Origin of the sequence: Echinicola strongylocentroti, from assembly GCF_003260975.1 — a bacterium.
GTDB lineage: Bacteria > Bacteroidota > Bacteroidia > Cytophagales > Cyclobacteriaceae > Echinicola > Echinicola strongylocentroti.
Genome location: NZ_CP030041.1, coordinates 2858982 through 2871751 on the forward strand (window position 1 = coordinate 2858982; position 12770 = coordinate 2871751).

General features: G+C 44.8%; 7 protein-coding genes. All 7 read right to left on the reverse strand.

Features of this window, described 5'->3' with window-relative positions; translation table 11 throughout:
- Window positions 1-152 precede the first annotated feature (152 nt).
- Window positions 153-1646 carry a RagB/SusD family nutrient uptake outer membrane protein gene (locus tag DN752_RS11020; protein ID WP_112786510.1) on the reverse strand — a complete coding sequence of 498 codons (1494 nt, stop codon included), beginning with the start codon at window positions 1644-1646 and terminating at the stop codon, window positions 153-155.
- A 12-nt stretch (window positions 1647-1658) separates the two neighbouring features.
- Window positions 1659-4826, reverse strand: a complete 3168-nt coding sequence (locus tag DN752_RS11025; protein ID WP_112783992.1) for a SusC/RagA family TonB-linked outer membrane protein — start codon at window positions 4824-4826, stop codon at window positions 1659-1661.
- Window positions 4827-5231: 405 nt separating this feature from the next.
- Window positions 5232-6251 (reverse strand): radical SAM/SPASM domain-containing protein, encoded by a 1020-nt coding sequence (locus DN752_RS11030; RefSeq protein ID WP_112783993.1) that lies wholly within the window; start codon window positions 6249-6251, stop codon window positions 5232-5234.
- Window positions 6252-6749: 498 nt separating this feature from the next.
- Complete coding sequence (locus tag DN752_RS11035; protein ID WP_112783994.1) at window positions 6750-7496, reverse strand: 1-(5-phosphoribosyl)-5-[(5-phosphoribosylamino)methylideneamino]imidazole-4-carboxamide isomerase; 747 nt, start codon at window positions 7494-7496, stop codon at window positions 6750-6752.
- 146 nt (window positions 7497-7642) lie between these two features.
- A complete protein-coding gene (locus tag DN752_RS11040) occupies window positions 7643-8689 on the reverse strand; it encodes a YCF48-related protein (protein WP_112783995.1) in 1047 nt (348 codons plus the stop codon).
- 152 nt (window positions 8690-8841) lie between these two features.
- Entirely contained in the window at window positions 8842-11658 is a 2817-nt protein-coding gene (uvrA, locus tag DN752_RS11045) for an excinuclease ABC subunit UvrA (protein ID WP_112783996.1), read from the reverse strand.
- A gap of 79 nt (window positions 11659-11737) precedes the next feature.
- Window positions 11738-12373 (reverse strand): SIMPL domain-containing protein, encoded by a 636-nt coding sequence (locus tag DN752_RS11050; RefSeq protein WP_112783997.1) that lies wholly within the window; start codon window positions 12371-12373, stop codon window positions 11738-11740.
- Window positions 12374-12770 lie beyond the last annotated feature (397 nt).

The following is a 12770-nucleotide window of genomic DNA, read 5'->3' on the forward strand; positions in this document are numbered from 1 at the left end:
TTGCAATTTCAGCTCTCACTACGATTCCTAACGCATAATCCGGGTTAAAAAGGGATAAGGGCGAATGGCGCATGAGCTACTGGTCAACTGCACAAAAAAAAGCCCGGATGGAATGTCCGGGCTTTGAATAGGTTACTTGAAGAACCTCCTCCTTATTCAGTAGGATTTTGGATCATGTTATCATTGGCATTTAACTCATCTATAGGAATCCTCCATTGCCAATTAGCTGTTCCTGCTTCTTCGTAGAACTTGCTATTGATGACAATGCCTACATGGTTACCGCCATTTCTGTCCAAGGGCAGGTTCAAACGCTTAAGGTCATAAAACCTGAACCCTTCACCCCACAGCTCCACACGGCGCTGGATCATGATCTCATCGATCAGTGCCTGACCCGTATTGGTACTTTGGGTATATTCTGGATCCCTGGCAGAAGCCAGTTCGAACAAAGCTGCCGCTGCTCCTGCATCATCGCCAGACCTGGCCAAGGCTTCTGCTTCGATCAGGATCATTTCTGCTGCTCTCATATAAGGAACATCACCCACGGAGCTACCGTTGGCTTGCGCCACAAACTTGCGGTTCATGTAATCCTCTTTCGTAAAGGACTCTAAGGTCACTTCATCGATAAATGGATCCCTTAATAGAGTATCCGAAGCATTGGCGTCCCAAAGCCTTTTTCTATAATCGGTATCACTGATCTGGTCATAAAGAGGCTGAAATATCGCCTTAGGGTTACCTCGGATGTTAGTAGAACTAAAGTTTACCGACATATAGGCAAAGAAAGAAGCAAAATAAGTTTGTTGAATATCGATCTGATGAAACCCCCACATCCATTCTGAATTATTGTAGTCATTAAAACCACCAAGAATTCCTGATTCGTCCATAAGCTCGAAGCCATCTTTGGCAGCATTGGCCTCTGAAGCGGCTTCAGCAAATTTACCTTGAGTAAGCAACACCCTGGCTTTGATTCCTCTGGTCACATTGATATTTAGGTGGGAAGCATTGTTTCTAGTCTCGTCAAGTAGCGCAATGGCATCATCCAAATCTTGGTGAATTTGTGCATAAACTTCCTCTACTGTATTTCGTGGACCTCCTTCAGTAATTGGTTCAGTCACAATAGGTACACCCATTTGGTCATTGCCTCCATTATAATCATAACGCTCAGCAAATAACTGTACCAAGTTAAAGTGCCCCCAAGCACGGTAAGCCAGTGCTTGTCCTTTGATCTCATCACGCTCTTCCTGAGTACCTTCGGCTGCATCTATTTTATCGATAAGCATGTTGGCATTGCCAATGATTTTATAATAAAATTTCCATAGAAACTCCACATCAGATCGAGTTTCATCTGTATGTCTTTGCCAAGAAGCAATGGCTATAAACCAACCGTTAGCCTGATCAGTCATAACGACATCTTCACTCATCACATCACGCATGATCATCGCACCATGCTCTCCTGGTTGACCTTGGGAATCATACCGAAGCCCCATGGCACGGTGAATGCCATTAAGTGCCGCCATGGCATTGCCCGTAGTGGCAAAAGCAGATTCCTCAGAAACTGCATCAGTAGGCACTGTATCCAGGTAATCACTGGCACAGCCAATGTTTACCATCAATGCCAATAGAACTATTTTATGGATTATTTTTTTCATGGTAATTCTCATTTAGAAGCTTACATTAAGACCCAAGGTGAATGTTCTGGCAGGAGTGTAGGTATTGGAAGTAGTTCCATTAAACTCTTCAGACACAAACATCCCCTTTCTCTTGGATAGCCAGCCCAAATTTTCACCGGCAATAAATACCGTGGCACGGGAAGCGTCTATCTTACTAAGAACAGTAGTCGGCAGGGTATAGCTCAGGTTTATCGACCTTAAGTTCAGGTAAGAACGGTCAATCAACCATCGGTCCGAGGAACCATTGGTTTCGGTAGCATTGATATTGTCCATTCTTGGCACATCAGTTACATCTCCCGGCTGCTGCCATCTATCAAGAGCGTCCGTATGAAGGGCATCTCCATCAGGACTAGAGCTCATTAGGCTGGCATACAGTCCATCGTAGACTTCTCCACCTACCGAGAAGCTGACCAATACACTTAATTCAAAGTTTTTGTAGGACAGGGTGTTGGCCAATCCACCAGAGAAATCAGGAATCGCCGAACCGGCAAAATGCTGCTTGGCATTTGTGTATTCCGTGGTAAGCGTGTCTGTTCCGACGATTTTCACATCTTCACGTACTTCACCATTTTGATTAAGGTATTCATTAGCAGTGTAAAGCCCATATCCCGTCTCAGGATCCACGCCTCTCCAGTCTCTCAACCAGTAATCGTAAATCGATCCGCCTACGACATATTTTTTGGTGCCGTTGATTTGTTCATCAAAAGGAAGCTTTTTGAATTTATTGGAGAAAGTCGATACGTTCAAGTTGGCATTCCAAGTGAAATCCTGATTTCTAATGATGTCACCTTGGATCTGGAACTCCACCCCGCTATTGGCCATGCTACCGATATTGATCGGTCTGCTTTCCAAGCCAGTAGTGAGGGATAAAGGCACGTCAAACAACAAGTTTTCAGAAACTCGGTAGTAATACTCCAATGTACCTGTAAAGCGCCTTGCAAAAGCAAAATCCAGCCCTACATCAAAGGTATTATTGGATTCCCAAAGCAATTCCATCGCTGATAAACTTCCTTGAAGGATCCCCGGTTCCAACGCATTATTATTGTCAAGATTGTAAAGCGCCTGCCAAGGATAATAATTTTGCGTATCATCATCATTTAGCAAGCCATCATTGCCCACTTCACCGTAAGAAGCACGAAGCTTTAACATGTCAAAGAAATCGGCATTGAAGAAGGCTTCTTTCTCAATATTCCAAGCACCGGCCACTGACCAGAAGGTACCCCAGCGTACATCTTCAAAGAACCTGGAAGATCCATCTGTTCTGATCGATGCAGAAAAAGAATACTTGTCATCATAGACGTAATTAAACCGAGAGAAATAAGACTCGATTCTGTACGAGTCCACACGACCGTCCGCAGCACTGGTTACTACGAAGTTGTCCGGCTCGATATTCCCATCCAAAATTTGTTCTTGCTTGGCAATATATTGGTAGTTGTACTTGAAGTCATAACTTTCGTGCGCGACTAATCCCTCGAAGTAATGCTTTGTGTTGAAGGTGTTCGCATAGCTGAGGATTTGGTTAAAGGTCAGGGCATTTCTCCTGGTATTTGTACGATTGGCCCTGCCTGCTGGAGCGCCATCACCGACGATTTTATTGTCATATTCCATACCCAGATAAGAAATCATGTCCGTAGAGACATTGGTACGGAAAGTGAAATCCTTTAGGAAGCTTACTTCAGCATAGGCCCTTGCACTGATCACATCGCGGTCATACAAGTCCTCATTCAGCCTGGTTTCCTGCACGACATGACGTCCTACAGATGCTCCGGGGCCACGATTTACCGATCCCAAACTCGTCATATCCCCTGTATCGTAGATCCGCTGACCGTTGGCATCGAGGATATAGCCACCTGTCTGCTGGTTTTGAAGGTAAACCGGATAGATGGGGCCCATATTTCTGGCAAAGAAGAATGGGTTTACATAGCTGGAGTTACCAGAGGTACGTGAACTGTTACCATCTGCCATGGTGGCGGACAAGTTGATGCCCGTCTTGAACCAATCAGTGGCCTGCGTATTCACATTGATACGGCCGGTAAAGCGCTCCATATCCGTTTTCATCAAGAAACCTTTCTCGTTAAGGTAACCTACTGAGGTGTAGAAATCGGTCTTTTCGGTTCCTCCTGAATACGACATATTGTACTCGCCACGGTTACCAGTACCGATCAGTTCATCATACCAGTCAAGGCCGGTAAAGTTGTTTACTGCACCGGAGTTTAAGGTACCGTCCAGTCCTACCACTTCTTCATTAGGTACATTATAGATATTGTATCCCAATAATTCGATCAGGTTTTCAGAAGCGTATTGGCTAGCCGCTCCGTCTTCGAGACCGTTTGAGTTCATTTGTCCATGCTTGAGGGATTCCCACACCAGTGGATAATACTGCTCGGCATTTACCCGATCATATTCTGGCAATGCCCTGGAAGAAACCCCTTGTCTTACAGAGAGGTTAAAGGTAGATTTTTTTGCTCCTCCTTTTTTGGTCGTGATCATGATGACCCCATTGGCCGCCCGGGCACCGTAAAGGGCCGAAGAAGATGCATCTTTTAGCACCGTCACATCAGCTATGTCCATAGGGTTTAGGTTAGAGATGTCACCGGAATAGGGAACACCATCTACCACATAGAGAGGATCCTGGGAGGCATTTACAGAGCCAATACCCCGGATACGGACAGTTGGGCTTTCGCCTGGCTGGCCACTGGCAGAAGTGGTGATCACACCGGCTGCCTGCCCTTCCAGTACGTTGGTCACACTGTTGATGGGACGGTTGGCGATTTTGGCTTCCTTAATGGCTACTGCTGATCCAGCAAAATTGCCTTTGTCGGCAGATCCATAAGCGACGACGATCACCTCTTCCAGATTTTGGGTATCTGGTGTCAAGGTGACATTCACAGTGCTTTGGTTAGCAATGTTAATTTCCTGGCTGCTATAGCCAATAAAGCTAAACACCAAGGTGTTGCTGCCTTCTGGTACTTCTAAAGTGTACATACCGTCCAAGTCGGTGATAGCACCCACTGTGGATCCCTTTACCAGAACATTCACGCCCGGCATTCCATTTGGCTCCTCTTCAGAAATAACTTTTCCAGTCACGGTTCGGCTCTGTGCCCAAACCGACGAAATGGTAAAGAGGGCTAAGATAAGACTTAGTAAACTTTTCCTCATTCGATTGATTTTAAATATTTAATGTTGGTTTTGTGGGATTATTCGATATACTGTTTATTTAGTAATGAATTTCTCCAATCGAAATATAAGGTAGTTTTTGTTATTTTTTTAAGAAAAATTAACATTTCTTGTCAAAAATACCCCTGTAATCTGTAGAATTAACCTATATATGACAGAAATCAACACCACGCAATTATCGTTTGAGTAAAAAATACTTGAATTTTATATTGTGTTTTTGCAAGTATCAATATGAATATTTCAAATAAAACACAATTATCGTTTTTTAAAAAAATGAAGGATTGTTGAGTCCCTAAACTTTTATATCGCAGTAGAAAGCTTCCCTTCCCCTAGAATATTCACTATGTATTCCAAAAATGAGAAATTACAAGAAAAGCATAAACGACATTATTCCGAACAGTTTTTACATATTGCTATTTGTGTGCGGTCTTTTAGCAATTGCTTTCGAAAGGTGCGATACATCGTATTGTGCCAGATTTGATTGAGGGGGACTTTTACCAAGCTGCCCATTTTATGGTTGGCATCTTTATCAAAGCAGCATGGCACCATATCTCCATCCCAGGTAATTACGGCTCCTTGCCACATCCGCCAGCATTTGTTGCGGATAGGTTTTTTTAGTTGCCATTTACCATTTCCCTTTGGCAAATAGCGGGAGTATTGAAGATCTTTTGGAATCAGGTCAGACCCATTTTCAAAATCATAGATCTGTGCCGTCTTGAGCTGGAGCTCGTCCACTTGGAGAGAAGCGGACAGGCGTTGGATATCCGGCAGTTCATGCTCGTTTTTGCCTGTTACCAAAAACTGGAAAATCACTTGCGGAAATTGCTTTCCTGCGGCATTCCGTTCCGCAATTAGCAGTTGGACTCCTTTCTTCACCCTTTCTAGGTTTCCACCAATCCGGTACTGTTCATAGACGCCCTGTGATGCGCCATCCACCGAAACGATAAGGTGTTTGAGGCCAGAAGAAAGGATTTTTGGAACGGTCTTCTCATTCAGGAAATGGGCATTGGTAGAGGTAGCCGTAAAAATCCCCTTCTCGTCTGCATATTTCACCAAATCCAAAAATCCAGGGTGTAAAAATGGCTCACCCTGAAAATAAAGGTGCAGGTAAGCAAGGTGATGGGCACTTTGCTCGATGATTTTTTGGTAGAGATTTTTATCGAGCATTCCTGTGGGACGCGTAAAGCTGCGCAGGCCAGATGGACACTCTGGACAGCGGAGGTTACAGCCCGTAGTGGGTTCGATGGACATGGCGATGGGAAGGCCAAGCAAATGCGGTCTTTTGATCAGCCGGGACCAATGGAAAGAGCCATAAAGCAACATATAATTCAGCACCTTCCTTAGGCTGAGGTACCTCATGAACATCCTTCCAAGCCTGTATTTGTTTTTTACCTCAGTGACTGTCATTGCTCCCAAATGTAAGAAAATTGAAGGAAAACAAACAACAGCCAATGCGTTCAGGGCGAACGTATTTAAACCCGGAATATGCATTAGCCTATCTACGCCACGGCGCACAGGTGTTGCGACCTTAAACTGCTTCAAAATCAGCCGTTTCACTTTAGCTGTTCGGGATTTATAATCTCGAACCGAGATAATGGGGATTTGCAACCCCCCTAATCCATTTGTGGATAGCACAGAAACCAATATGAATATAAGTTTTTGGCAACTTAAAGACGTCAGCCTGACGGCTATGCCCATTTGGGCAGATAGCTGCGGTGAATTATTCGTTCTTTAGACCAACTGATGCTCGTGCTCTTTCAGTATTTGCCGGGACAGGTTGCTGCTATTCCTAATGTACAAACTGCGGCAAAGTGCCAGCGGCACGGATGATAGCTGCCCTACACGAAAAGTGTTTCCCTTCAAAAAACTAAATACGTTACTTTCTCAACGTCTTAGAATTCGGGTTTAAATAGGGGCTTTACAGCTGGCGATAAAGGTTTTGAGTTCTTCAGCTGTGATGTTGCCGGCATAATAGGCTTTACCGAAGACCACTCCACGCAAACCCAAATCGCGTAATTTTTTGAAATCCTCCACATTCCGAACACCTCCGCTAGCTATCAAGTGGATGTTCGGAAATCGCTCTACAATTTCTCCATAGAGCTTAAAGTTTGGGCCTTCCATGACACCATCCCGGGTGATATCGGAACATTTAAGGTATTTAAGCCCTCTATCATAGAAATAGCTTATCTGATCCAGCAAGTGTATGTTGGTGTTTTTTTGCCAGCCTCTTATTTTGATCAAGTGGTCTTTAGGGTCAGTGTCTGCTGCCATATTGATTTTTTCGCGTCCATAGGAAACCAGCCACTGGGAGAATTTCTCTGGGGAATTGACCGCTACGGTGGCGGCGGTGATGGTGTCTGCGCCATGTTCAAAGACTTTGATCACATCACCGTCCGTACCAACACCCCCGGTAAAATCTACCTTCAAGGAAGTGTAGGCGGCAAGCGTGTGAAGGATATGATAGTTTTTGGGACTACCTCTTCGGGCACCGTCAAGGTCAACCAAATGTACCCGTTCGATTCCACAATTCTCAAATTCCTGTGCTATTTCTAGCGGATTGTGAGAAATCACCTGCTCGGTGCTAAAGTCACCTTTTCTGAGACGGACGCACTTTCCATTGATGATCCATATGGATGGAATTATTTCAAACATGTTGGGTCTAGGTTATGGGTTATTGGTAGGTTTGTGCTCTCTACCCCTTCTGGATGGTATAAAAAGCTCCTGTTTCTAGTCAAACCTTTCCTAATATAACATTAAACAACCTGATTTAATAATTAAACACTAGATATATTTGATTCCTAATAGTCAAGCTTAGCTACCCGGCCATCTGCCCCTGATGCCCAGATGGCTTCTCCGTTTTTCGAGCACTTCACAGCATGGAAGCCGGTACTGGAGAAATTGGCCCAATTGCTCCCGCCGTCCTTAGAGAAATCACTTCCATTAGGGCCTACGGCAATAAGCCAGCCTTTTTCAGGAAAATAGGAAACTCCAGAACGGTACCCAGAGGGTGGTGTACCTTTTGTGGGCTGCCATGTCTGGCCACGATCAAATGAAAAAGCACTATTTCCTGATGTATTATCAGCATCCAGGTAATCCCCACCAACAGCTACAATATGCCTTTTGTTCATAAAAGTGAGGGAGAAAATGCCTTGGGAAGGTTCGCCCTGTATAAGTGGTGCCGGGATAGTATCCCAGTCCACACCGCCATTATCCGAATAGTAGATATTGCTTTTGACTCCTCCACTGGCCATCCAGATTTCATGACCTTTGGCCAAAATCCCCGATCCACTTGCCGCAAAGCCGGCTTCTCCCTCAGGTACTTTTGCCGTACGGTTGAGGGCTTCCCAGGTATCTCCACCATTCAGGGTAAGCAGCACCATCCATTTGCCATCCACAGGATCTCCATAGGCGTATCCTCTTCTTTCATTCACAAAGGCCAATCCGTCCAAAAACGCTTCTTCAGGCCCTTCGTATTTCTTTTCCCATGACTTCCCGCCATCGGTGGTCTTATAAATTACCGCTGGCTGACCTGCCGAAATGGCTACTGCCGTCTTGGCATCGAAGGCCTCAATATCCCTAAAATCTACCGTATCCAGTCCAGCAATCACGCCCTCGTCCCAGTGCTCACCACCATCCATCGTAAGCATCCAACGCCCATTGCTTCCTGTCGCCCAAGCAATATCGGCTGTCAACGGTGACAAACCTCTTAGAGAAGCTTCTGTAGGTGTGGTGACTTCGCGCCAGCCCATGGGAGAACTGCTCTCTGTGGACTTGGGGGCATTGCATGAAAAAAGGAGACTGAAAAATACCCAAACAATAACTTGATGATAATTAAGATGTTTCATTTGTTCTCGATAAAAATCTTGGCAACCTATATAATAATAAATTGAATGTACTTGACCTGGAGCACTTCTATTTTATAAAGTATATTTTTTAACCCCAAAGCCATCGGAAAAGTTTCTTTCATACTGAAGGATAACATTTTTCTAACATCCCATTAAGAAAACGACTCTCTCAAGTACTTCGCGGTATAATTATCCTCCACCTCTTGCAATGCTTCCGGCGTCCCTTCAAAGGTCACGTTTCCTCCACGTTCACCGCCTTCTGGCCCTAGGTCAATGACCCAATCGGCAGATTTGATGACCTCGGTATTGTGCTCAATAATGATGACAGAGTGCCCTTCCTCGATCAACGCATTGATGGAATGGAGCAGTTTTTTGATGTCATGAAAGTGGAGTCCTGTGGTAGGCTCGTCAAAGATAAATAACACATGGTCTTTGGCCTTGTTACCGCCCTTACCGAGAAAGGAGGCCAACTTCACCCGCTGGGCTTCCCCTCCACTAAGGGTGTTTGAACTCTGCCCCAGACCTATATATCCCAAGCCTACTTCTTGGAGGGGCTGAAGACGTGTGATGATCGCATTTTTGCCTTTAAAAAACTCCATTGCCTCGTCAATGGTCATGTCGAGGACATCTGCGATATTCTTGTCCTTATAAGTGACGTCCAGAATTTCGTTTTTGAAACGCTTCCCCTTGCAGGATTCACAGGTAAGGAAAATATCCGCCATGAACTGCATTTCGATTTTCTGTGTGCCTTCACCTTGACAAGCTTCACAGCGGCCTCCGTCTACATTGAAGCTAAAAAAAGCCGGCTTGTAACCGCGCTGCTTAGATGTGGGACGATCAGCAAACAAGCTCCTAATGGCATCATAAGCTTTCACATACGTCACAGGGTTGGATCGGGAAGACTTGCCTATTGGGTTTTGGTCCACAAACTCCACCTGACTAATGGACTTGTAGTCTCCGCCCAGCGTATCGAATTTGCCCGTCTCATCGATTACCGTTCCCAGCATTTTGCCCAATGCCGGATACAGCACTTTCTTGATCAAGGTGGATTTGCCTGAACCACTGACCCCAGTGATCACCGTAAGGGTGTGCAGTGGAATCTGCACATTGATGTTGTTCAGGTTATTTTCACGGGCTCCACTGACCAGGATTTTATCCTTCCATTTTCTATTGCCCTGCTTGATGTCGATTTTTTCTTCACCCTTTAGGTATTTTGCCGTATAGGTTTCGCCATGGCTGATAAGGTCTTGGAGCTTGCCCTGAAATACCAACTCACCGCCATTATTGCCCGCATCCGGGCCAATATCAATGATTTCATCTGCCGCTTTCATGATTTTTTCCTCATGCTCTACCACAATGACCGTATTGCCCATATCACGAAGGGATTGGAGCACCGATATCAGCCGGTCGCTATCCCTTGGGTGCAGGCCAATACTTGGCTCATCCAAGATATACATGGATCCCACCAGAGCACTTCCCAGCGAAGTAGCCAGCTTGATCCGCTGATATTCCCCGCCCGAGAGGCTAGAGGTAAGGCGATTTAACGTCAAATAGCCCAAACCAACTTTATCGATGTACTCCAATCGGTTCAAGATCTCCTTGAGAAGTCGATTGGCCGTTTTTGTTTCTGCCTCGGTGAGCTGGATAGTTTGGAAAAAATCCAGCGCCCTATCGATGGGCATCAAGACGATATCGGTGATGGAGTGGCCATTGACCTTTACATAAGCTGCGTCTTTTCTAAGACGAGTACCTTTACAATCGGGGCAAGTGGTCCTCCCACGAAAGCGGGAGAGCATCACGCGGTATTGGATTTTATGGGTCTTGCTCTGGAGGTGCTCAAAGAAAGCATCCAGGCCTTTAAAATGGCTATTTCCTTTCCAGAGCAGCTCCTTGTGCTCATCGTCCAATTCTTCGTATGGTCTATGGATGGGAAAATCAAAGCGAATGCCATTTTTGATCAACGGAGCGGCCCATTTTTTGGTGGTCTCCCCACGCCAGGGGGCAATGGCCCCTTCGTAAATAGAAAGCGACTTGTCTGGAATCACCAGATCAGGATCTATTCCCAGCACTGAACCAAATCCTTCGCAGGTTTTACAGGCACCGTAAGGGTTGTTAAAGCTGAAGAAATTAACCGATGGAAGCTCGAAGGATATTCCATCCAGCTCAAATCGGTCACTGAAATTGCGCGCTTCTTTTCCAGGTACCACCACGTGACAGTCTCCATGCCCTTCAAAGAAAGCTGTCTGTACACTATCCGCAATTCGGAAGTGGTTGTCCTCGTCATCTTTTCTGACCACAGCCCTATCGATCAGGATTTCCATTTCACCCTTTGGAATCTCCTTCTCCTCCAGCAGGTCCTCTACATAGTAGACCTCACCATCAATGATAACCCGTGTAAATCCTTTTTGAAGCAGTATTTCCAGCTCTTTCTCGATACTGCGAGAAGCATTTGCCTGTAGCGGACAGCTGATCATCACTTTATCGTTCTCTTCAAAGCTATGGACAAAATCCACGACATCGGTAACGGTATGGTGCTTCACTTCTTCTCCACTTACCGGCGATATGGTGTGGCCGATTCTGCTAAAAAGGAGCTTGAGGTAATCATAGATTTCTGTGGTGGTGCCCACAGTAGACCGGGGATTTTTGGTGGACACTTTCTGCTGAATGGCGATGGCCGGAGAAACCCCTTTGATGTATTCCACATCAGGTTTTTCCATTCTGCCCAGAAACTGGCGGGCATAAGAGCTCAGGCTCTCCACGTACATCCGCTGGCCTTCGGCAAACAACGTGTCAAAAGCCAAACTGGACTTGCCAGAACCTGAAAGTCCTGTCACCACCACCAGTTTGTTGCGCGGGATGGCCACGCTCAGGTTTTTCAGGTTGTTTACCCGAGCGTTCTTGATGATGATGTATTCTTTGGGGTCTAAATTCTCTATCGATGATGGATTCAAGGCAGTTGTCTCATTCATAGCTTACAAAGATACCAAGTCAACCTGTGAATTGGTAATTTGTTTAAAGCTGAATTTACTGGAAAAGTTCCCCTTCTTCCTAATCCCCCGTTAAATGGGCCTTAACCTTAACTTTTTTGACCAGTTCATCAGTGTAAATGATTCCATTGGCAGGGTAAAGCTGATAGTCATCGATTTCCTCTATATCCATGACTTCATACTGCATGCCCAGTGAATCTGCATAAGCATTGATGCGGCTTTTGGCATTGGCCAAGGCCTTTTGAAACCCAATGTCCTGGAGGGCTTTATTTTTTTGGGGCGAAAGATAGTAACCGCTACTATTGATGTTGACAGGGAGCTTATTTTCGGCAAGCAATTTACTGATGAGGTCTTTTTCGGTGGCCTTGTTCAGGACCACGGTATAGCTAATTCCATAAGTAAAATCACCTGCGCCAGTTTTGCTATCGTACCCACCGTCCTTATAGAAGTTTTCACTGGTGATGTCTACCCTGAACTTTGCCATTTCCGTTCCTTTCATCAAAGACTCTAGGGCTTTTTTCTGATCTAGATTACCGTTAAAACTTACGTTGATACAGGGTGCGACCTCTTCAAAAGTGACTTTATCCACGCCAATAAGGGCTATGGTTTTGGTAGCGTTAGGCTGGTTTAAATTACAGGAAATGACCCCAGTACCCAGTACGGCGAACAGAAAATACTTGACAACTAATCGGTGCATGGTTAATTAAATTAAAGGTTGTTGATAATATCCACAGCTTCATGAAGGTTTCTACAACAAGTGAGTCTGGTGGACTACGATAAACGAGCGATTTTATTATTATTAAAAGATTTTTTATCACACGTCCATGTATCTTATGAATTACGTAATTTTTGGTATAAAAATTGACTTATTAATGGGTTATTTTCGATAAAATTAAAATCGATTGATTATTTTGATTTATCTATTTTAACGAATAAATATTCCGAATAAGTATTGATGTCAGGTATATTTTGCATAAAAAAATCAGTTAATTCATTGCATTGTGTATTTCAAATATATACATTTGGCTTTGACTGAATTTGTTTCATCCCTAAAACCCGCAATATGGAGTAGACTTCTACGTTATTTAAACGTC